Origin of the sequence: Nocardia sp. NPDC059195 (assembly GCF_042754695.1) — a bacterium.
GTDB lineage: Bacteria > Actinomycetota > Actinomycetes > Mycobacteriales > Mycobacteriaceae > Nocardia.
This window is the reverse complement of record NZ_JBHZBG010000021.1, coordinates 20,584-41,281: the sequence shown is the minus strand read 5'-3', so window position 1 is coordinate 41,281 and position 20,698 is coordinate 20,584. Positions and strand designations below refer to the sequence as shown.

At 67.5% G+C, this 20,698-nt stretch carries 17 protein-coding genes; 9 read left to right on the top strand and 8 right to left on the bottom strand.

The genetic code is table 11. The features are described 5' to 3' along the window. Window positions 1-139 precede the first annotated feature (139 nt). The gene (gene panB, locus ACFXKN_RS23825) at window positions 140-994 is read right to left on the bottom strand and encodes a 3-methyl-2-oxobutanoate hydroxymethyltransferase (RefSeq protein ID WP_379433856.1); all 855 of its coding nucleotides are present in this window, start codon (window positions 992-994) and stop codon (window positions 140-142) included. A gap of 141 nt (window positions 995-1,135) precedes the next feature. Between panB and ACFXKN_RS23820 the strand changes: the two genes are divergently transcribed. The 3 genes from ACFXKN_RS23820 (at window position 1,136) to ACFXKN_RS23810 (ending at window position 7,242) form a co-directional block, all read left to right on the top strand. Continuing rightward, the gene (locus tag ACFXKN_RS23820; protein WP_379433855.1) at window positions 1,136-2,725 is read left to right on the top strand and encodes an alpha/beta hydrolase; all 1,590 of its coding nucleotides are present in this window, start codon (window positions 1,136-1,138) and stop codon (window positions 2,723-2,725) included. Between the two features lie 121 nt (window positions 2,726-2,846). After that, window positions 2,847-4,187, top strand: a complete 1,341-nt coding sequence (glnA, locus tag ACFXKN_RS23815) for a type I glutamate--ammonia ligase (RefSeq protein WP_378974051.1) — start codon at window positions 2,847-2,849, stop codon at window positions 4,185-4,187. 40 nt (window positions 4,188-4,227) lie between these two features. Then, the gene (locus ACFXKN_RS23810) at window positions 4,228-7,242 is read left to right on the top strand and encodes a bifunctional [glutamine synthetase] adenylyltransferase/[glutamine synthetase]-adenylyl-L-tyrosine phosphorylase (protein ID WP_379433854.1); all 3,015 of its coding nucleotides are present in this window, start codon (window positions 4,228-4,230) and stop codon (window positions 7,240-7,242) included. An 83-nt stretch (window positions 7,243-7,325) separates the two neighbouring features. Here ACFXKN_RS23810 and ACFXKN_RS23805 read toward each other — a convergent pair whose 3' ends face one another. Continuing rightward, window positions 7,326-7,529, bottom strand: coding sequence for a cold-shock protein (locus tag ACFXKN_RS23805; protein WP_056821080.1), 204 nt, complete (start codon window positions 7,527-7,529; stop codon window positions 7,326-7,328). Between the two features lie 222 nt (window positions 7,530-7,751). Between ACFXKN_RS23805 and ACFXKN_RS23800 the strand changes: the two genes are divergently transcribed. Together ACFXKN_RS23800 and ACFXKN_RS23795 are read left to right on the top strand one after the other, a co-directional pair. Next, window positions 7,752-8,774, top strand: coding sequence for a hypothetical protein (locus ACFXKN_RS23800; protein WP_379433853.1), 1,023 nt, complete (start codon window positions 7,752-7,754; stop codon window positions 8,772-8,774). A 103-nt stretch (window positions 8,775-8,877) separates the two neighbouring features. Next, on the top strand, window positions 8,878-11,391 hold the full coding sequence (locus tag ACFXKN_RS23795) for a DUF262 domain-containing protein (protein ID WP_379433852.1): 2,514 nt from the start codon (window positions 8,878-8,880) through the stop codon (window positions 11,389-11,391). On the opposite strand, the gene ACFXKN_RS23790 is transcribed toward ACFXKN_RS23795, so the two are convergent. Further along, window positions 11,388-11,669, bottom strand: a complete 282-nt coding sequence (locus ACFXKN_RS23790) for a hypothetical protein (RefSeq protein WP_379433851.1) — start codon at window positions 11,667-11,669, stop codon at window positions 11,388-11,390. The genes ACFXKN_RS23795 and ACFXKN_RS23790 overlap by 4 nt on opposite strands. Before the next feature lie 76 nt (window positions 11,670-11,745). Here ACFXKN_RS23790 and ACFXKN_RS23785 point away from each other — a divergent pair, with 76 nt between their 5' ends. Together ACFXKN_RS23785 and ACFXKN_RS23780 are read left to right on the top strand one after the other, a co-directional pair. Next, on the top strand, window positions 11,746-12,696 hold the full coding sequence (locus tag ACFXKN_RS23785; RefSeq protein ID WP_379433850.1) for an endonuclease/exonuclease/phosphatase family protein: 951 nt from the start codon (window positions 11,746-11,748) through the stop codon (window positions 12,694-12,696). Window positions 12,697-12,772: 76 nt separating this feature from the next. Continuing rightward, window positions 12,773-14,218, top strand: a complete 1,446-nt coding sequence (locus tag ACFXKN_RS23780) for a metallopeptidase (RefSeq protein ID WP_379433849.1) — start codon at window positions 12,773-12,775, stop codon at window positions 14,216-14,218. Between the two features lies 1 nt (window position 14,219). On the opposite strand, the gene ACFXKN_RS23775 is transcribed toward ACFXKN_RS23780, so the two are convergent. From ACFXKN_RS23775 to ACFXKN_RS23765, 3 genes are read right to left on the bottom strand one after another with little or no spacing between them, the layout of a single operon-like run. After that, entirely contained in the window at window positions 14,220-14,681 is a 462-nt protein-coding gene (locus tag ACFXKN_RS23775) for a 6,7-dimethyl-8-ribityllumazine synthase (RefSeq protein WP_379433848.1), read from the bottom strand. Window positions 14,682-14,717: 36 nt separating this feature from the next. Then, window positions 14,718-15,554 (bottom strand): alpha/beta hydrolase, encoded by an 837-nt coding sequence (locus ACFXKN_RS23770; protein WP_379433847.1) that lies wholly within the window; start codon window positions 15,552-15,554, stop codon window positions 14,718-14,720. Beyond that, window positions 15,551-16,969: a M20/M25/M40 family metallo-hydrolase gene (locus ACFXKN_RS23765; protein WP_379433846.1), complete on the bottom strand. Its 1,419-nt coding sequence runs from the start codon at window positions 16,967-16,969 to the stop codon at window positions 15,551-15,553. The genes ACFXKN_RS23770 and ACFXKN_RS23765 overlap by 4 nt, the downstream gene beginning before the upstream one ends. Before the next feature lie 119 nt (window positions 16,970-17,088). On the opposite strand from ACFXKN_RS23765, the gene ACFXKN_RS23760 reads away from it, so the two are divergent. Further along, on the top strand, window positions 17,089-17,832 hold the full coding sequence (locus ACFXKN_RS23760; protein ID WP_067459662.1) for a DUF4191 domain-containing protein: 744 nt from the start codon (window positions 17,089-17,091) through the stop codon (window positions 17,830-17,832). A gap of 52 nt (window positions 17,833-17,884) precedes the next feature. On the opposite strand, the gene ACFXKN_RS23755 is transcribed toward ACFXKN_RS23760, so the two are convergent. Further along, a complete protein-coding gene (locus ACFXKN_RS23755; RefSeq protein WP_378973996.1) occupies window positions 17,885-18,268 on the bottom strand; it encodes a YrdB family protein in 384 nt (127 codons plus the stop codon). A gap of 94 nt (window positions 18,269-18,362) precedes the next feature. Continuing rightward, the gene (locus tag ACFXKN_RS23750) at window positions 18,363-18,818 is read right to left on the bottom strand and encodes an RDD family protein (protein WP_378973993.1); all 456 of its coding nucleotides are present in this window, start codon (window positions 18,816-18,818) and stop codon (window positions 18,363-18,365) included. 288 nt (window positions 18,819-19,106) lie between these two features. On the opposite strand from ACFXKN_RS23750, the gene glnA (ACFXKN_RS23745) reads away from it, so the two are divergent. Further along, window positions 19,107-20,543 (top strand): type I glutamate--ammonia ligase, encoded by a 1,437-nt coding sequence (gene glnA, locus ACFXKN_RS23745; RefSeq protein WP_379433845.1) that lies wholly within the window; start codon window positions 19,107-19,109, stop codon window positions 20,541-20,543. Window positions 20,544-20,698 lie beyond the last annotated feature (155 nt).

The window sequence follows — 20,698 nt, the reverse complement described above, 5'->3', positions numbered from 1 at the left end:
GTGCGGGGTGGGGAGTGCGGTCATGGCGGTCTTGGGGTGGGCGGTGTGGCTGGTAGTGCGGTAGGGCTGCGGTCTTCGGGGTGGGGGTGTGGCTGGTAGTGCGGTAGGGGTTTCTGGGGTGGTGTGTGGGTTTGCCCTATTAGAAGCTGTGTTCGGGGCCTGGGAAGGTGCCCTGGCGGACTTCGGCGGCGTAAGTGGCTGCGGCGGTGCGGAGCTCGTCGCCGACGTTGCCGAAGCGTTTGACGAACTTGGCGGTCTTGCCGCTGGTGTAGCCGGCCATGTCCTGCCAGACCAGCACCTGGGCGTCGCAGTCGGCACCGGCGCCGATGCCGACGGTGGGGATGGTCAGCTTGCGGGTCACCTGGCCCGCGATGTCGGCGGGGACCATTTCCATGACCACCGAGAACGCACCGGCTTCCTGCACGGCGATCGCGTCGGCGACCAGCTGATCGGCACCGTCGCCGCGGCCCTGGACCCGGAAACCACCGAGGGTGTTCACGCTCTGCGGGGTGAACCCGATGTGGGCCATCACGGGGATGCCCGCGGAGGTGATCAGCGCGATCTGCTCGGCGACACGTTCGCCGCCCTCGAGCTTCACCGCGTGCGCGCCGCCCTCCTTCATGAAGCGGATGGCGGTCGCGAGGGCCTGCTGCGGCGAGGACTCGTAGGTCCCGAACGGCAGATCGGCGACCACCAGCGCGTGCGGTGCGCCGCGAACGACACCGCGCACGAGCGGGATGAGTTCGTCGATGGTGATCGGCACGGTGGTGTCGTAGCCGTAGACGACATTGGCGGCGGAATCGCCGACCAGGAGCACGGGGATACCGGCTTCCTCGAACAGTCGGGCGGACGAGTAGTCATAGGCCGTCAGCATCGACCAGCGCTCGCCGTCGACCTTCATCTGCTGTAGATGCTGGACGCGGGTCTTGCGGCGTGGTTTGGCTTCGGCGGGAGTGGCACCGTAGGCAGCACTCTGCTCATCGGATACGGACATCATCGTCCCTTTCGTCTGGTTCCTCGAGGCCCATACCGGGTCCCCGGGCGTTTCTGACGATCCCAGTGTGCCACCTGCGCCCGCGCGGGTTTAAGGCCCGGCGCAGGTGTGATCGGTCACATCGTCGATTCGGCTACCGTGATGCGAGCCCATTCGGGCGCAGGTGTGCGCCGCAGGGCGCGGAAAGGTGGGCCAACTGTGCAGCGAGGCCGGCTCGTCGTGCTCCTCGGCGCTGTCTCTGCGTTGATCGTCACCGGCTGCGGCATCGGTGAGGAGAGCGCACCGCGCGCTGAACTGCCCCCGCCACCGCCGGGCCTGAGCACCTTCTACGACCAGCAGATCGGCTGGGGTTCGTGCGAGGGCTACGGCAGCCCGGAGGACCGGCTGCCGCCCAAAACCGAATGCGCGCGGATCACCGTGCCGATCGACTACGCGCGCCCGGACGGCCCGACCGCCCAGATCGCGCTCTCGCGGATCCCGGCCACCGGTGAGAAGGTCGGCTCGCTGCTGATGAATCCGGGTGGACCCGGTGTCTCCGGCCTGTCGATGATCACCGTCGGCAACCGCACCGAACTGGCGGAGAAGTTCGATCGAGTGGGGTTCGACCCGCGCGGTGTCGGCTCCTCGCTGCCCGCGATCGTCTGCCTGACCCCGCAGCAGGCCGACGCCGAACGCGCGGAGGTGCCCACCGACAACACCCCGGCCGGCATCGCCGAGGCCGAGGCCGACAACCGCGAGTACGCCGACCGCTGCGCCCAGCGCTCGGGTGTCGACCTGCTCGGACATGTCGGCACTCGCGAGGTGATCCAGGATATGGATGTCATGCGGGCGGTCCTGGGTGACGCGAAGCTGAGCTACCTCGGCTACTCCTATGGCACCCGCCTCGGCTCGGCCTACGCGGAGAAATACCCGCAGAACGTGCGCGCTCTCGTCCTCGACGGAGCCGTCGACTCCTCCCAGGACCCGGTCCAGGAGTCGTTGCGTCAAGCAGCGGGCTTCCAAGGTGTGTTCAACGCCTACGCCACCGACTGCGCGAAGAACGCCGACTGCCCGCTCGGCACCGACCCAGCCCAGGCCGTGGCCCGCTTCCGCGAGCTGGTCGGCCCACTGGAGAAGACCCCGGCGTCGACCGCCGACCCGCGCGGCCTCAGCTACAACGACGCGATCACCGGCGTCCAGCAGGCCCTCTACAGCGACGACCTGTGGCAGATCCTCACCCAGGGCCTGTCGGAACTGCGGGGCGGAAACGGCGACACTCTGCTGCAACTGGCCGATATGTACGACGGTCGCCGCCAAGACGGCACCTACGCCAACACCCAGGACGCCTTCAACGCGATCCGCTGCGTCGACGATCCGCGCATCACCGATCCCGCGGTGAGCGGTCGTCAGGACTCCGAATACCGCAAGGCGGCCCCGTTCCTCGACGACGGCAAGGGCACCGGCGCCGCCCCGCTGGAACTGTGCGCCGCCTGGCCGGTGCCCAACACCAGCTCCCCGCATCGTGTCTCGGCACCCGGGCTGCCGCCCACCGTCGTCGTCTCCACCACCGACGACCCGGCCACGCCGTATCAGGCCGGTGTCGACCTGGCCGCACAGCTCGGCGCCGACCTGATCACTTTCCGTGGCAATCGGCACACCGCCGCTCTCGTCGCGGGCGATCAGTGCCTCGACGCCGCGGTGATCAACTACCTCGTCGATCTCGCCACGCCCGCTCCCGGTCTCACATGCTGAGAGCCACATCTCCTCTCCGCGCCCCGTTGTGGCCGGTGAGATGTGCGAACGATGTGACGTGATCGCAAACCCGTCTGCGTATGTAACACGGATTTAACGCCGGGTGCTTACGCTCGCCGGTATGGATCGCCAGAAGGAATTCGTGCTGCGGACGCTCGAAGAGCGGGATATCCGTTTCGTCCGTCTCTGGTTCACCGATGTGCTGGGCTACCTCAAGTCCGTGGCCATCGCGCCCGCCGAGCTCGAAGGCGCCTTCGAGGAGGGCATCGGCTTCGACGGTTCGGCCATCGAAGGCTTCGCGCGCGTGTCCGAGGCGGACATGGTCGCCCGGCCCGATCCGTCGACCTTCCAGGTGCTGCCCTGGGCCAGTTCCAAGGGCCACCAGCACTCGGCGCGGATGTTCTGCGACATCACCATGCCCGACGGTTCGCCGTCCTGGGCCGACCCGCGCCACGTCCTGCGCCGTCAGCTGAACAAGGCCGCCGACGCGGGCTTCAGCTGCTACGTGCACCCCGAAATCGAGTTCTTCCTGCTGAAGAACCAGCTCAAGGACGGCTACGAGCCGACCCCCGCCGACAACGGCGGCTTCTTCGACCAGGCCGTGCACGATTCGGCACCGAACTTCCGCCGCCACGCCATCGACTCGCTCGAATCGATGGGCATCTCGGTCGAGTTCAGCCACCACGAGGGCGCCCCCGGCCAGCAGGAGATCGACCTGCGCTACGCCGACGCGCTCTCGATGGCCGACAACGTGATGACCTTCCGCTACCTGATCAAAGAGGTCGCGATCGACGAGGGCGTGCGCGCGACGTTCATGCCCAAGCCGTTCTCGCAGTACCCCGGCTCGGCCATGCACACCCACATGAGCCTGTTCGAGGGTGAGAACAACGCCTTCGCCGATCCCGACGATCCGAACAACCTCTCGGGCACCGCGCGCTCGTTCATCGCGGGCATCCTCGAGCACGCCCCCGAGATCAGCGCGATCACCAACCAGTGGGTCAACTCCTACAAGCGCCTGATCCACGGTGGCGAAGCTCCGACCGCGGCGTCCTGGGGCCGGTCCAACCGGTCGGCGCTGGTGCGGGTGCCGATGTACACCCCGAACAAGTCGTCCTCGCGTCGCGTCGAGATCCGCAGCCCAGACTCGGCCTGCAACCCGTACCTGACCTTCGCGGTGCTGCTGGCCGCCGGTCTGCGCGGCATCGAGAAGGGCTACAACCTGCCGCCCGAGGCCGAAGACGACGTGTGGTCGCTGACCGACGCCGAGCGCCGCGCCATGGGCTTCCGCACCCTGCCCGGCACCCTCGACGAGGCCCTGCAGGCGATGGAGCGCTCGGAGCTGGTCGCCGAAACCCTCGGCGAACACGTCTTCGACTTCTTCCTGCGCAACAAGCGCCGCGAATGGGCCGACTACCGCTCGCAGGTCACCCCGTGGGAGCTCAAGGAATACCTGAGCTTGTGAGGTATCACAGTCGGTGGCCTGACCCTGTAACTTAGGGCTTATGGTCCGGCCACCGACTGCCCGCTCCGCTGTTCCCGGCGTCGGCCGGCTCGGTTTACTCGAACCGGCAGCGGCAGCTTCACTGCGCCAGCTCGGCTGGGACAACGTCGACGGGGTGCCCGTGCTCTGGGCACTGTCGCGTTCGCCTGATGCCGATCTCGCCTTGTGTACGCTCGTGCGGCTGCGCGAATCTCTCGAAGACGATTGGTCCGAACTGGATTCGGCGATCCGTTCCGACACCACGTTGCGCGGCAGGCTGTTCGGCTTGCTGGGGTCGTCGACGGCGTTCGGCGACCACCTCGTGGCCGTCCCGGCCTCGTGGAAAGTGCTGCGCCAGAACGAACTTCCCCGCCGTGCCGAGCTGATCGCCGATCTGCTCGACGCCGTCGACGCGGCACCGGAGACCGGACCCAACGCCGGGCCGATGCTGTTCCGCGCCGATATCGCCGGTCCGGAGGCAGTCGCGTTGCTGCGCAGCAGGTATCGCGATCAGCTGATGCTGCTGGCCGCGGTCGACCTCGCCTCCACGGTCGAGAACGAACCGGTCCCGCCGTATCTGGTGGTCGGCAAGCACCTGTCGGATCTGGCCGATGCCGCGCTCACCGCGGCCCTGGCGGTCGCGCTGGCCAGGGTGTGCAAGAACGGCCCGGTGCCGGTGCGCCTCGCGGTGATCGCGATGGGCAAATGTGGTGCGCGAGAACTGAATTACGTCAGCGATGTCGACGTGGTGTTCGTCGCCGAACCCGCCGACGCGACCGCGACCCGGCTGGCCGCGGAGATGATGAGCGTCGCCGGCGCGGCCTTCTTCGAGGTAGACGCCGCACTGCGCCCCGAGGGCAAAGCGGGCGCCTTGGTGCGCACCCTCGACTCCCACCTCGCCTATTACAAGCGGTGGGCGCGCACCTGGGAGTTCCAGGCGCTGTTGAAGAACCGGCCGATGACCGGCGATCTGGAACTCGGAAAGCACTACCGCGACGCGCTGATGCCGATGGTCTGGACCGCCTCGGAACGCCCCGACTTCGTGGCCGACGTCCAGGCCATGCGCCGCCGGGTCGAGGACCTGGTCCCCGCCGACCTGCGCGAACGCGAACTCAAGCTCGGTGCGGGCAGCCTGCGCGATGTCGAATTCGCGGTGCAGCTCCTGCAATTGGTGCACGGCCGGGTCGACGACGCGCTGCATGTCACCAACACTGTCGAGGCGCTCTCCGCCCTCGCGGCGCGCGGCTATGTCGGCCGCGAGGACGCCGCCAACCTCACCGCCTCCTACGAATTCCTGCGCCTGCTCGAACACCGCCTGCAATTGCAGCGGCTCAAGCGCACCCACACCCTGCCCGCCGCCGACGACGAGGAGGGCATGCGCTGGCTGGCTCGCGCCGCCCACATCCGTCCCGACGGTCGCCAGGACGCCGTCGGCGTGCTCGACACCGACATCCGCCGCAATGCCGTGCGGGTGCGGCGCCTGCACGCGAAGCTCTTCTACCGACCGCTGCTCGACGCGGTCGCCCGGATGGACTCCGACGCGCTGCGCCTGAGCCCCGACGCCGCCGTCCGCCAGCTCGCCGCCCTCGGCTACGGCGCACCGGCCAATGCGCTCGGCCACCTCAAAGCACTCACCGGTGGCGTATCGCGCAAGGGCCGCATCCAGGCACTGCTGCTGCCGACGCTGCTCGAATGGCTCGGTGACACACCGAATCCCGACGCGGGCCTGCTCGCGTACCGGCGGGTGTCGGAGGGCCTCGACGACCAGATCTGGTTCCTGCGTGAACTGCGTGACGAGGGCGCCGTCGCCCAGCGCCTGATGATCGTGCTCGGCTCCTCGGAATACCTGCCCGACCTGCTGATCAACGCGCCCGACACCATCCGCATGTACGCCGACGGACCCGGTGGCCCGCAGCTGCTCAGTACCAACCCCGAAGACGTCGCCCGCGGCATGCAGACCGCGGCCGCCCGCTATGGCGATCCGAAACGCGCTGTCGCGGCGGCACGTTCACTGCGCCGCCACGAACTCGCCCGGGTCGCCTCGGCCGACGTGCTCGGCATGCTCGACGTCCCGCAGGTATGCGCGGCGCTCTCGTCGGTCTGGGTCGCGGTGCTCGAGGCGGCATTGAGCGCGGTCATCCGCGCCTCGGAGACCGAACGCGGTGGACCGGCGCCCGCCGACTTCGCGGTGATCGGCATGGGCAGGCTCGGCGGCATGGAACTGGGCTACGGCTCCGACGCCGACGTGCTGTTCGTCTGCGATCCGCGCCCCGGCGAGGACGAGGCCACCGCGGTGAAGTGGGCGAACGGGATCGCCGAGCAGGTCCAGCGACTGCTCGGCGCACCGAGTGTGGACCCGCCGTTGCAGGTGGACGCGGGCCTGCGCCCCGAGGGCCGTAGCGGGCCGCTGGTTCGCACGCTGGCCGCTTATCAGGCCTACTACGCGCAATGGGCCCAGCCATGGGAGGTGCAGGCGCTGCTGCGCGCACACCAGGTGGCAGGCGACCAGGATCTCGGACTGCGCTTCCTGCACGTCATCGACCCGATCCGCTACCCGACCGGTGGGGTCTCGGAGGAATCGGTCCGCGAGATCCGCCGCATCAAGGCACGCGTCGACTCCGAACGCCTCCCGCGTGGCGCCAACCCGTCCACCCACACCAAACTGGGGCGCGGCGGTCTGGCCGACATCGAATGGACCGTCCAGCTGCTGCAGTTGCGCCACGCGCACGAGGTCCCCGCGCTGCACAACACCTCGACGCTGCAGTCACTCGACGTGATCGAGGCCGAAGGCATCCTCGAACCCGAGGATGTCGCGCTGCTGCGTGAATCGTGGATCACCGCCACCGCCGCCCGCAACGCCCTCGTCCTGGTCAAGGGAAAACCGACCGACCAGCTCCCCGGCCCCGGCCAACTGCTGTCGGCGGTCGCCCGGGTAGCGGGCTGGCCCAACGACGACGGCAGCGAATTCCTCGACACGTATATGCGCATCACTCGTCGCGCGAAGGCGGTCGTCGAGCGCGTGTTCGGCGGCGAGTGAGGACATGACAGTGCGGACATGACAGTGAGGACATGAAAAAACCCCGCACCACAGGTGCGGGGCATTTTCAGTTCACGCCGAAATCAGATGGCGCGGACGTCCTGGGCCTGCGGGCCCTTCTGGCCCTGGCCGACCTCGAACTCCACCCGCTGTCCCTCTTCGAGGGACTTGAAGCCCGAGCCGCCGATAGCCGAGTAGTGAACGAAGACGTCGGGGCCGCCTCCGTCTTGGGCGATGAAGCCGAAGCCCTTTTCGCCGTTGAACCACTTGACGGTGCCTTGAGTCATGTTTTAAAAGTCTTTTCCGTAGGTGAGCCATGGCGATCACTTGCGATCAGCCCAGTCTCAGCAACCCAGTATGCCATACTCGCCAGCAAACCGCGCCTAGCAGTTTGTCGCATCGCAGTCTGGGCGGAGTCTGCCAGGGGAAACCGGCGTGTCGCGTCGGCGGGCAACCCCAGCTGCGCTCCCTTTTCACATCGCGTCGCGGACTATGTCACTGTGGGCGGTATGGGTGAGATGAACGAGGGGCGCGGCGGGCACGTCGACCTGGCCATGCGAGTGCTCGACGCGCATGTGGCGTTCACCAAGCAGCAGTTGCGCGAGCCCGCCGGGTTCCTCGAGTTCGTCACCGAGGAGGTCGACGGCGCGCTCGACGAGGCCGCGGTGCTGACCCTCGCCGACGCCGTGACCCGCGAGCAGATCAAGGCGGTCGCGCACAAGTTCGCCGTGCAGGTTCCGGTCGAAGGGGCGATTCCAGAACTCGTCGGTGAGATCGCCACCCGTCTGTACAACCATCGCGCCAACGACGAGATCGAGGTCGGCGAGCTCGTCGACAACCGCCGCTTCGACGAGCTGGTCGACGCCGTCGCCGATCTGGATCTCACCCACCGCCTGGTGCGGCTGGTGCTCAACAGCCCGGTGACCGTCGACGCGTGCGTCGAGGCGGTCCAGCGCGCGGTGGTCACCGCGGTCGACGAGGGCTTGCACCCTGACGGGGGAGGGCTGGCCCGATCGTTGCGTGGCGCGCTGTCGCGGTTGGCCGAACCCGCGATGCCCGCGATCGAGAGCGGCGTCGGCAGGCTCACCCGCACCGGCGCGCGATTCGTGTTGCGCGGCAACAGCAGTGATGCCGACGAGGTACTGCTCGACAGTGCCCGCGAGACCTGGCGCAAGCACACCGGCGACGCGGTCGGCTCGTACCGTGATCTGGTCTCGGCCAACGATGTCGAAGACATCGTTGTGCTCGTCTTCGAATTCTGGCGCACCTTCCGCGATACCGATTACTTCCATGCCCTGCTCGACGAGGGCGTCGACCACGTCTTCGACAAATACGGCGACACCCCCCTTGCCGAATTGCTGGCTGAGCTGGGCGTCGGGCGCGCGGACATGATCGAAGAGGCGCTGCGTTTCGGCCCGCCGGTCCTCGAAACACTCGACGAGCGTGGTTATCTCGACACCGTGCTACGCCGCAGGTTGGCTCCGTTCTATGCCTCGGACGCCTTCCGGGCCGCGGTGTCCGGGACGGGCTGAGCGCACCAGTTCCGTTCGGCCGCTGGCATGTCGGGATGTGTCGGTACGATCCGTGCAACGATGGGGCGCTTGTCCGCCACCGGATCTCGATCGAAAGGCTGCCGTGACACGTCTGTCCACCCTGCTCGACCAGATCGACTCCGGTGCTGTGCTACTGCCCGAGTTCCAGCGTGGATACGTGTGGAACCGCGACCAGGTACGTGGACTCATGCGGTCGCTGTACCTCGGGTATCCGGTCGGTGGGTTGCTGGTGTGGGAGACCGGGTCCGAGGAGATCGCGGTGCGCGGGTCGACGACCGGCTCGGGGCTGCGGCAGTTGCTGCTCGACGGGCAGCAGCGCATCACCACCCTGTACGGAATCGTGCGCGGGACGGCGCCGTCGTTCTTCGAGGGCGACGAGATCGCGTTCACCGGCCTGCATTTCGATGTCGAGCGTGAGCTTTTCGAATTCCAGGTGCCCGGCCGCGATACCGCGCCCGCCTGGATCGACATCACCGAGCTGTTCGCTCAGGGCCCGATGCACTACCTGTCCAGGTTCCCGGACGAGTCGCCGGAAACCCTTGCCCTCTATCTCGATCGGCTGAACAAGGTTCGCGAGGTCACCAACCGCGAGTTCAATGTCGAGACCATCACCGGGTCCGATCGCACGGTCGACGAGGTGGTCGACATCTTCAACCGGGTCAACTCCGGCGGCACCAAACTGTCCAAGGGCGACCTCGCGCTGGCCACCCTGTGCGCACAGTGGCCGCAGGCCCGGGGCAACCTGCGCGACCACCTGATCCGCTGGGACAAGGACGGCTACACCTTCACCCTGGACTGGTTGCTGCGCAACGTGATCGCGGTCGGCAACGGGCGCGCGCACTTCGACGCGCTCGGCGATCTGGCGCCCGCGGAATTCGAACAGGCGCTGGTGGACACCACCAGACAGGTCGACACCTTCCTCGACACCGTGGCGGGCAGACTCGGTCTCGATCACGACCGGGTTCTGATGGGGCGCTACGCGATTCCGGTGATCACCCGGTTGCTGTTCCTCAACGGCGGCCGTTTCGACGACGATCTGCACCGCGACCGGGCGCTGTACTGGTACGTGCATTCGGCACTGTGGGGTCGGTTCAGCGGCTCCACCGAGACCTTCCTGCAGCAGGACTACGACACCCTCGAACGCGGCGGCATCAACGCGCTGATCGGCTCACTGGAACGGCTGCGCGGCGGCTCGCTCGACCTGTGCGCCGACGATTTCGCCGGCGCCACCCGCGGCTCCCGGTTCTATCCGCTGCTGTATCTGCTCACGCGCGTCGACGGTTCGCGCGATCTCGGCAGCGGCTCGGAACTGGGCATCGAGCAGTTCGGTGAGCGCACTCCGGTGCAGGTGCACTACCTGTTCCCGAAAACCCTGCTGCGCGACGCCGGTTACGAACGCAACGAGATCAACGCGATCGCCAACTTCTGCTTCCTCAGCCCTGGTTCGGAGGCCGAACTCGGTGAGCGCGAGCCCGCCGACTACTTCGCCGAGGTGGAGCGCCGCAACCCGGGTGTGCTCGCCTCACAGTGGATTCCGACCGACCCGTCGCTGTGGCGGGTGGAGAACTATCGCGAGTTCCTGCGGGCGCGCCGCAAACTGCTCTCCGCCTCGGCCGATGCCTTCCTCGAGAAGCTGCGCACCGGCAAGCTGCACCGCCCCACCCTGCTGACGGTGGGTGTCGCCGGGGTGACCGTCGGCGATCCCGCGGTGGACCAGGTGAACGCGCTCGTCGACGACCTCATCGCCGACGGCTTCGGCTTCCCGCTGCTCGACAGTGAGGTCTCCGACCCGGTCACCGGCCGCGAACTCGCTGTCGCCGAAGCGTTTTGGCCTGAGGGCCTGCAACCGGGCGTCGGCATGCCGGTGGTGCTCGTACTCGAACCGTCCAATGCCGACCTCACCCGCTTCGCCCAACTGGGCTACGCGGTGTTCACCTCCGTCGACGCCCTGCGCGGTTACGTCGACAACCTGCGGGTGGAGGCCTCCGGTGACACCGGCGTCGACGGCCCGGCAGGCGAACTGGCCGCACTGGCCGACCGTCTGCCCGCCACCTGGGTCGGCAACTCCGAACAGGTCTGGTTCCGCTTCGCCTGGAACCAGTTGGAGCGCGACCGCGCCGACGGCCCCGACGCGCTGCTCGGCCCCGAACAGCTCGCCCTGCGTTACATCGCGCTGTGGGCGCTCACCCGCACCTTCTACATCCACGCTTTCGACCAGGGCAACCCCGGCGAATGGCGCTACTACCTCGGCGACGCCATCGGCCCGAGCCCCCTGGTCCCGCGTGCCTGGCTGGCCCAGCGCGCCGTCGAATCCGGTGCGCTGGCCCCCGGCATGCCGCCCGGCGACGAAGACATCGCGATCGCCCTCGTCCACGGCGTCATCGAGACTGTCGACGAGGTCGCCACCGCGCTGTCCCACATCCTCGGCGGTCCAGGTCTCTTCGCCTCGCTGTGGGCGTCGGCGGGCGCGGCCGAACACTACGGCTACCCGCTGTCCACCGACCAGGTCAACGACCTCATCAACCAGGTGGTCAACGACCCCGAGTCCCGAAAGATCCAGGCCTACAACTGGATCGAGGCAGGTCTGCCGCTCTAGGGGGTGCCGGTCGCACGCTGGAAGGTCGTGACGAAGTCGGTCAGTGCGGTGCGGTCCTCGAGGTCGGCCGGCCGGTAACCGCGATCGGCTTCGACGGTGATCGCGGTGCCGGCGCGCACGGGCAGCTCGTCCCAGCAGACCGGGAGAACCGGTAGCTGCACGGTGCGGTCGCCGACGGTCATGGTGATCGCCGAGGTGTATTTGTTCGCGACGGTCATCAGCTCCTCGACCGCCTGCTCGGTGAGCGGTCCCGCGGCATTGAATTCCTCGATGTACACGGCGGCAGTGTAGGCCTCAGAGAACCTTCAAGACACTCACAAGGGATCAGAAAGTTGGGCCACTTAGGGTGGCCGCATGATGCGTAAATGGGTGGAACGGGCGTTGCTCGTCCTGGGGTGGGGCGCGGTGGTCGCGGCGGTGGTCGGGATCGTGTTGCACGTCGTGGACTGGCGCCAGAAGTCGATGGTGTTGCTGGCGTCGGGGGCGATGTGGTTGATGCTCGGCGCGGTCGTGGGGCTGGTGCTGATGCTCCTCGCGCGAGGATGGCGCAGCTCGGGGGCAGCGGTGCTGGTGCTGGCCGGTGCCGCGTGGTTGGTGGTGCCGTCCTACATTCCGGAGGCCAGGGCCGCCGAAGGGCCGGAACTGGTGGTGATGCAGTCGAATATCCTGTTCGGCCAGGCCGACCCGGTCGCGGTGGTCGGTGTGGTGCGTGACAACAACGTCGACGTGCTCACCGTCGAGGAATTGACCATCGACTCGATCGTCGGTTTGCGCGGTGCGGGGCTGGAAGAGCGACTGCCGTACTCCTATCTGGAACCCGCTGCGTCGGGCGGTGGCGGCACCGGCATCTACAGCCGATACCCGTTGCGCGACACCAAGAAGTACGACGGTTTCATCATGAGCAATATCTCCGCGACCATGGAACACCCGCAGCGTGGCCCGATGCCGGTGTTCGCGTTCCATCCGATCCCGCCGAACATCGACTTCGCCGCCTGGTCGGCGGAGATGCGCGCGGTCGACGAGATCCTGGCCGCGACCAGCGCGCCCGCGATCGTCGGCGCGGATTTCAATGCGACACACGACCATTCGGCCTACCGGGCACTGCTCGACGGTGCCTTCGCCTCGGCCGCGGACCAGACCGGCGACGGTGTCCTGCTCACCTACCCGGCGGACCGCCGGTGGGGACCGGTGATCGGGATCGATCACATCCTCGTCGCAGGTGGGGTGGCAGAACAGATCCGCACCCTCACCATCCCTGGCTCCGACCATCGCGCGGTGCTGGCCACGATCCGAATGGACCTGTGACAGCGGTCGTTTACCATGTGAGCGCTCGATAGCGGACCGTTAGGCGTCCGCGTCATTTTTCCGGGGAGGACAGCGCATGAGAAGACATCGGTTCGGCGCGACCATGGCAGCTTTGGTGAGTATCGGCATGCTCGTATCCGGTTGCGGCGCGACAACAGTCGCGAGCGACCAGGCGCAGCCGATGATGGACAACCCGTGGGAGGTGGCGGGCGCGGCGTCGTCCACCGGTCCGAGCGGGTCGCGTCCCGGTGTGCCCGATACAGACAAGAAGGCCGACAACGGCGACAACGGCAAGATCGACAAGCTCGCCCTCAACGCCATCGCCGACATCGAAGAGTACTGGCAGACCGAGTATTCCAAGACTTTCCGCGGCAATTTCAAGCCCGCCTCGAAGTACATCTCGTGGTCGGCGAAAGCGCCGGAAGCTGAGTCGGTGCAGTTCTGCAAGAGCAGCACCTACAAGATGGTCAATGCCGCCTACTGCCCGCTCGATCACACCATCGGCTGGGACCGCACCGTCCTGCTGCCGCTGCTGGTCGACAAGTACAAGGAGATGTCGGTGGTGATGGTGCTGGCCCACGAATACGGGCACGCCATCCAGTCCCAGGCCGACCTGCTGCGCGGGTTCCTCACCGATGCGCTGGTCAAGGAACAGCAGGCCGACTGCCTGGCCGGTGTGTTCCTTCGCCATGTGGCAGAAGGCAATTCGAAGCACTTCACGCTCAACACCACCGACGGGCTCAACGGCGTGCTCGGCGCGACCGTCGCCGTGCGTGACCGCGACCCCAATGATCCCGATGCCGTGCACGGTTCGGCGTTCGAACGGGTCACCGCGGTGCAGATGGGTTACACCCAGGGCGCCAAGTCCTGCAAGGACATCAACGAGGACGAGATCGAGAAGCGTCGCGCCGGTCTGCCCGTCACCTTCGAAGAGGATGAACGCGACAAGCAGCTTCCGGTGAACAAGGAGACGCTGACCACCCTGGCCGCCCAGCTGGGCAAGTCGATGCCGGTGAAGAACGCGCCGAAGTTCGACTACGCCGGTGTCACCCGCAACTGCTCGTCGACGACCACCACCGAGCCGGTCTCCTACTGCCCGGGCTCGAACACCATCGGCACCGACATCCCGGCCATGGCCAAGCGTGCCGGTGAGGGTGCGAGCACCAAGGAGGAGCCGCTGTCGGCGGTCGTCACCGGCGATTACAACGCCGCGGCGGTGTTCGTGTCCCGCTATGCCCTCGCGGTGCAGCAGGATCGCAAGCTGTCACTGTCGGGTGCCGATTCCGCGGGCCTGCGCACCGCGTGCCTGACGGGCGTGCTCACCACGAAACTCAGTGAGCCGAGCAGTGATCCGCGGCTGTCGGCCGGTGACCTAGACGAGGCGGTCTCCGGCCTGCTCGCCGACGGCCTCGGGGCCGCCGACGTCAACGGCAAGGTGGTGCCGAGCGGGTATCAGCGACTGGAGGCGTTCCGCACCGGCGTCCTCAGCGGCGAACAGGCCTGCCTGAACCAGTTCAAGTAACTCAGTGAGAAGCGGGCAGTGACCGCAGGGAGCTGAGGGTGTTCGCCACCGCGCGGGCAGCCTCGGCTCCCTTTGTCACGAAGTGGTTGGTGTAGTAATCCACGTGCTCGCTGTGCTCGTGGAAGTGGTGCGGGGTGAGCACTACCGAGAACACCGGCACATCGGTGTCGAGCTGCACCCGCATCAGGCCGTCGATCACCGCGGACGCGACGAAGTCGTGGCGGTAGATGCCGCCGTCGACGACCAGGGCCGCGGCGACGATCGCCTCGTAGCGGCCGGTGCGGGCCAGGCGCTGGGCATGCAGCGGGATCTCGAAGGCGCCCGGGACGTCGAACACCTCGACGACCTCGGGGGCGAACCCGAAGCCGGTGTATTCGGCGAGGAAGCCCTCGTGCGCCTTGGTGACGATGGAGCTGTGCCAGCTCGCGCGGATGAAGGCAACAGCGCCGGAAGACGTGGTCATGGGTCGTTAGTCTACTAGTGCCACCCGCCCGAGAATTTACTGATCGGTAACATGGGTCGACAGCCAGTCGGTGACATCGCCGAGCACCTGCGCACCCTCGGGTTCGTTGAACACCTCGTGGTAGAGCCCCGGGTAGCGCAGCACCGTCACGTCGGTCGAGCCCGCGTCGCGTTCGAGCAGATCGGCGCTCGACGGCGACGCGATCACGTCGGCGGTGCCGTGCAGCACCAGCAGTGGCGCGGTGAGCGCGCCGAGGCGCCGTTTCACCAGCGCGGTGTGTTCCAGGATCTCCACCGCGGTGCGCGCGGGCAGCTTGCCGCGGAAGACCAGCGGGTCGTCGTCATAGGCGCGCACCACCTCGGGATCGCGGCTGATCGTGGACGAATCCAGGGTCAGCACACCGAGATTCGGTGCGAACCGGGTGAGCAGGGGAGCGGCGAGGCGCTGGATCGGGTTGCCGAGCGGGATGTCGAGGGGCGGCGCGGACACGATCACGCCCGCCACGTCGACCGGCCCGCGGGTCGCCAGGTGCAGGACCGCCAGGCTGCCCATCGAATGTCCGAGCAGGAACCGGGGCACACCGGGATGGGCGGCGCCCGCGAGCTCGAGCAGAGTCGCGACATTGTCGGCGGCGCCCTGCATCGAACCGATATTGGCCGCCGGCCCCTCGGACAGACCGTGCCCGATGTGGTCGAGCGCGTAGACCGCGAAGCCCGCGTCTGCCAGGGTGGCGCCGACGTGTTCGTAACGGCCCGAATGTTCGGCGACGCCGTGCACCAGCACCACCACCGCGCGCGGCGCCGTCTCGGGTTGCCATGCGCGCCAAGCGATCTTGCCGCCGTGGCCCGCGAACTCGCCGGTGTCGGTCGTCATCGTGGCGCTCCTCCTGCTTCGGGCGCCGCGGCGAGCCGCTCGATGAGACGCCGGTTGAACTCGATCAGCCGAGCGTAGTTGAGCCGCGAGATCCGCTCGTCGGTTCCGTGGATCCGTTCCAGATCCGCCGAGGTCAACACGATCGGCGCGAAGTTGCAGCGGGTCGCGGCCAAGCCGTCGTAGTGGCGTGAATCGGTGGCGCCGGGCACGATCCCGGTGGTGGTCACGATCCCGGGCACCACGCCAGAGGCGAGCTCGGCGACCAGGTCGAACGCCGGGCCTGGTTCGTTGAACCGGGAGGGCTCAGACGCCGGTCCGACGAGGTCGATCGCCACGCTGAGATCGCGGATCACCCGGGTGCAGTGCGCCAGGACCGCCGCTACCGAATCGCCGGGCAGGATACGGAAATTCACCAGCGCCTCGGCGCTCTGCGGGAGCACATTGGCCTTCACGCCGCCACTGATCACCGTCGGCGCGGTGGTGGTGCGGACGAGGGCCTCGGTGGTCGGGCCCGCCGCCATGATCCGGGCCAAGAGCGGCCCGGCCAATTTGGCCAGCCCGCGTGAGTCGGCGAGCTCGAGCAGTCTGCGTCGTGGTTCGGGCAGCGACTCCCGCATGCGGGCGAGCATGTCGCTGATCACCGGAGTCAGCCGCAGCGGCATCGGATTGTCCTGCACTCGCGCGACCGCGCGTGCCAGCCGTCCCACCGCGGTCTGCTTGCCCGGCATCGAGGAGTGACCACCGGCCTCGGTGACCGAAAGCCGTACCGTCGCATAGCCCTTCTCGCCGAGCATGATGCTGGCCACCGGCCGGTCGACCCCGTCGGCGACGCCCTCGGTGATCACCCCGCCCTCGTCGAGCAGCAGCTCCGCGCGCACGTCCTGGTCGCGCAGATGCTGGGCCATCCGGACCGCGCCGCCGTCGCCGAAGACCTCTTCGTCGTGACCGAAGGCCAGGAACATGGTGTGGCGCGGGCGAATCCCGGCTGCCACTGCCGATTCGACCGCTTCCAGGACGGCGAGCATGCGGCTCTTGTCGTCGATCGCGCCACGACCCCAGATGAATTCGTCATCGACGACACCGGCGAACGGGGGATGGGTCCAGCGTTGTGCGTCGTCGACCGGAACCACGTCCTGGTGGGCGAGCAGGATCGCCGACACCGTGCCCGGTTCGACGCCGTCCCAGCGGTAGAGCCTGCTGTGGCCGAAGCTCGTCAATGCCAGTTCGGCATGCGCGAGCGGGAACGAGGTCTCGAGGTGGGTGGCCAGGCGCGCGAACTCCGCGTCGGCGGTGTGCGCGGGATCTTCCGTCGACACCGTCGCGCACTGCAACGCGACGGCCAGCCGCCGCGCGACCTCGTCGTCGACGCCCTCGGTGACGGGGGACGGGGCCGGGTTCTCGGTGATCGGGCGCATCTGTGTCATTGTGGCCCGTGGGGAGGTGCTTCGCCCACCGAAGGCGCCCGAAACGCCGGGATCGTGGCACGGTGTGATGCGGTCAGACGCCCCGGCGGCGCGCCATCTAAGCTGGCATCATGGCAGGAGGCAAGGGCGGCAAGCCGTCGAAGGAAGCCAGGGCCGCGGCTAAAGCGGCCCGCAAGCAGGCATCACGCGAGCGTCGTCAGCAGTTGTGGCAGGCGTTCAACATGCAGCGCAAGGAAGACAAGGCGCTGCTGCCGCTGATGATCGGCGCACTGGTCGGCACCACGGTGGTTTTCTTCCTCATCGGGCTGATCTTCGACATGCAGTGGTTCCTGCTGCCGCTGGGTCTGCTGTTGGGTGTGCTGCTGGCATTCATCCTGTTCGGGCGCCGCGTGCAGAAGAACGTGTACCGCAAGGCCGAGGGTCAGGCGGGCGCCGCGGCGTGGGTACTGGAGAACTTGCAGGGCAAGTGGCGGGTCGCCAACGGCGTCGCCGCGACCACTCAGCTCGACGCCGTGCACCGCGTCATCGGCCTGCCCGGGGTGATCTTCGTCGCCGAGGGTTCGCCGCAGCGGGTCCGCTCGCTCATCGCGCAGGAGAAGAAGCGCACCGCCCGCCTGGTCGGTGACACCCCCATCTACGAAGTGATCGTCGGCAACGAGGAAGGCCAGACTCCGCTCAAGGAGCTGCAGAAGTACCTCACCAAGCTGCCGCGCAACATCGACGTCAAGCGGATCGACCAGATCGAGGGCAGGCTCACGGCTCTCAGTTCGCGTAGTGGTCCCGCGATGCCGAAGGGTCCGATGCCCCCCGGCGCGAAGATGAAAGGCATGCAGCGCGCGATCCGTCGCCGCTGACCTACTCCCGTCGCGAGCCCGTCACCTCACCAGGTGACGGGCTCGCGGCGTTTCAGGCGTCGGTCGAGCGGCCGGTCAGCAGCCACAGCACGCGGTCATAGGCCAGCAGCTGATAGCCGACGAGAACCGCCGCCGAGATCAGCGCCAACCGCGGTAGGGCCGCGGCCCACAGCGCCGCGGCGCCGCCGAACAGCACCGCGAACTCGACGCCGAGTCGCACCGGACCCGGCACCGGCACCGGTGCGCCGCCGCTGCGACTCGGGTCATCGGGTACCGCGAACGTTCCCCACAGCAGCGCCGCCGCGACCGGCAGCACGACGACGAGCAGATATCGCCAGGGGGAATCGAAGGCACGCCAGCCGAACACCCCGAACGAGGTGATGGCGATCAATTCGAGCAGGAAACGCACGGCCAGCAAGGCCGGATTCAGTGACACGGCCTGATCGTATGGCCGCGCGCCATCATGGGCAGGCCCAATGGACGCGGGCGCAGCGTTCCTCAGCCGCGCATGCGGAGGTACGCCGGATCGCTCAGCGGGCGTTGACCAGTGAGGTCCCGGTGGCCCGGTCGTGCATGCCGCGCCCGTCGGCATCGGTGAACAGCGCGGGCACGACGAACACCAGCAGCACCTGCCTGGCCAGCGCGCGCACGAACCCGACAGCCACGGGTGCGTCGATGCGCAGCACCCGCAGCTTCATGAAGTACTGGCCCGGGGTGAACCCGAACAGCGTCACCGCGGCCACGCCGACCACGAACCACACCAGCAGCGGCACCGATGACGACACGAAGCTGCGAGTGATCACCGCCGCGATCCCGACCGCGATGAACCAGTCGAGGAACAGCGCGACGACGCGGCGCCAGGTGGGGGCGAGGGAGCCCGCCCCAACGCGGGGCAACCCGTACAGTTCACCGGGGTAGCCGGAGATGTCCGAGTCGCCGGGTTCGCCCGGGGATCCGGAGAGCCATGTGCCGGTAATACGCGCCATGGCTCCCAGGATAGTGGCGCGCGATCGGTCGCCCACGACCGCATTAATGGAGGTCACGTCAGCGCGTGATCGCGCGGATGGCAGGATTAGCGTGAAGGTCGCGCCCGGATGGCTGACATCACCCCCGCATCCGGTTCGCGTAACACTGGCGAAACACAGCCTTGACTGTTGGGAAACACCGCGTCCTTAGCGTCAGGTCGCGACGAACCCCTTCGTTGCGACTTCTCGCAGGTCGCTCGAAAGGGCCAGCATCGCGACTGGCTGGGAACCGATTCGTAAGGAGAGCAAGTGACGTTCAGCACGGCCGAAGAGGTCATCCAGTACATCAAGGAAGAGGACATCGAATACGTCGATATCCGCTTCTCCGACCTGCCCGGCGTCCAGCAGCACTTCTCGATCCCGGCCAAGGCGTTCACCGCCGACCTGGCCGAAGAGGGTCTGGCGTTCGACGGCTCCTCGGTGCGTGGCTTCCAGTCGATCGACGAGTCGGACATGCTCCTGCTCCCCGACTACAGCACCGCCCGGGTCGACCCGTTCCGTGCCGCGAAGACCCTGAACCTGAACTTCTTCGTGCACGACCCGTTCACCCGTGAGGCGTACTCGCGCGACCCGCGCAACATCGCGCGCAAGGCGGAGGAGTACCTGCGGTCGACCGGAATCGCCGACACCGCGTACTTCGGTGCCGAGGCCGAGTTCTACATCTTCGACGGCGTCCGCTACGGCTCCAGCATGAACGGCGCGTTCTACGAGCTCGAGTCGATTTCCGGCTCGTGGAACACCGGCAACGAGTTCAACCCGGATGGCAGCCGCAACCTCGGCTACAAGGTCCGCAACAAGGGTGGCTACTTCCCCGTCGCCCCGTACGACCACTACGTCGACCTGCGCGACAAGATCTCGACCAACCTGCAGAACGCGGGCTTCGAGCTCGAGCGCGGCCACCACGAGGTCGGCACCGCCGGTCAGGCCGAGATCAACTACAAGTTCGGCACGCTGCTCTCGGCGGCGGACGACCTGCAGCTGTTCAAGTACATCGTGAAGAACACCGCGTGGCAGGAAGGTAAGTCTGTCACCTTCATGCCGAAGCCCCTCTTCGGTGACAACGGCTCGGGCATGCACGTGCACCAGTCGCTGTGGAAGGACGGCAAGCCGCTGTTCCACGACGAGGCCGGCTACGGTGGCCTCTCGGATCTGGCGCGTCACTACCTCGGCGGCATCCTGCACCACGCCCCGTCGCTGCTGGCGTTCACCAACCCGACCGTGAACTCGTACCACCGTCTGGTGCCGGGCTATGAGGCCCCCATCAACCTGGTGTACTCGCAGCGCAACCGCTCGGCTGCCGTGCGTATCCCGGTGACGGGCAACAACCCGAAGGCCAAGCGCATCGAGTTCCGCGCGCCTGACTCCTCGGGTAACCCGTACCTGGCCTTCGCCGCCATGATGATGGCCGGCCTGGACGGCATCAAGAACAAGATCGAGCCGCTGGCCCCCGTCGACAAGGACCTCTACGAGCTCCCGCCGGAGGAGGCCAAGAACATCCCCCAGGCCCCCACCAGCCTGGCCGCGGTCATCGACCGTCTCGAGCAGGACCACGACTACCTCACCGAGGGCAACGTCTTCACGCCTGACCTCATCGAGACGTGGATCAACATCAAGCGCGAGCACGAGATCGCCCCGGTCAACCTGCGTCCGCACCCGTACGAGTTCGAGCTGTACTACGACGTCTAAGTCGTACATAGGCTCTGACCCGCGGGTTACGCAGTAGCACTACCGAAACGCCCGTCCCACCTATTCGTGGGGCGGGCGTTTCGCGTATCCGGTCGACTCTGATCGGCGACACGCCCCGGATAATCGGGGCTGGACGGCGAGGCGGGGACCGGCAA

Excerpts from the sequence above, each read along its gene's own strand:
- panB (WP_379433856.1), bottom strand. The coding sequence starts at position 994 with ATGTCCGTATCCGATGAGCAGAGTGCTGCCTACGGTGCCACTCCCGCC.
- ACFXKN_RS23820 (WP_379433855.1), top strand. The coding sequence starts at position 1,136 with ATGCGAGCCCATTCGGGCGCAGGTGTGCGCCGCAGGGCGCGGAAAGGT.
- glnA (WP_378974051.1), top strand. The coding sequence starts at position 2,847 with ATGGATCGCCAGAAGGAATTCGTGCTGCGGACGCTCGAAGAGCGGGAT.
- ACFXKN_RS23810 (WP_379433854.1), top strand. The coding sequence starts at position 4,228 with ATGGTCCGGCCACCGACTGCCCGCTCCGCTGTTCCCGGCGTCGGCCGG.
- ACFXKN_RS23805 (WP_056821080.1), bottom strand. The coding sequence starts at position 7,529 with ATGACTCAAGGCACCGTCAAGTGGTTCAACGGCGAAAAGGGCTTCGGC.
- ACFXKN_RS23800 (WP_379433853.1), top strand. The coding sequence starts at position 7,752 with ATGGGTGAGATGAACGAGGGGCGCGGCGGGCACGTCGACCTGGCCATG.
- ACFXKN_RS23785 (WP_379433850.1), top strand. The coding sequence starts at position 11,746 with ATGATGCGTAAATGGGTGGAACGGGCGTTGCTCGTCCTGGGGTGGGGC.
- ACFXKN_RS23780 (WP_379433849.1), top strand. The coding sequence starts at position 12,773 with ATGAGAAGACATCGGTTCGGCGCGACCATGGCAGCTTTGGTGAGTATC.
- ACFXKN_RS23775 (WP_379433848.1), bottom strand. The coding sequence starts at position 14,681 with ATGACCACGTCTTCCGGCGCTGTTGCCTTCATCCGCGCGAGCTGGCAC.
- ACFXKN_RS23770 (WP_379433847.1), bottom strand. The coding sequence starts at position 15,554 with ATGACGACCGACACCGGCGAGTTCGCGGGCCACGGCGGCAAGATCGCT.
- ACFXKN_RS23765 (WP_379433846.1), bottom strand. The coding sequence starts at position 16,969 with ATGCGCCCGATCACCGAGAACCCGGCCCCGTCCCCCGTCACCGAGGGC.
- ACFXKN_RS23760 (WP_067459662.1), top strand. The coding sequence starts at position 17,089 with ATGGCAGGAGGCAAGGGCGGCAAGCCGTCGAAGGAAGCCAGGGCCGCG.
- ACFXKN_RS23750 (WP_378973993.1), bottom strand. The coding sequence starts at position 18,818 with ATGGCGCGTATTACCGGCACATGGCTCTCCGGATCCCCGGGCGAACCC.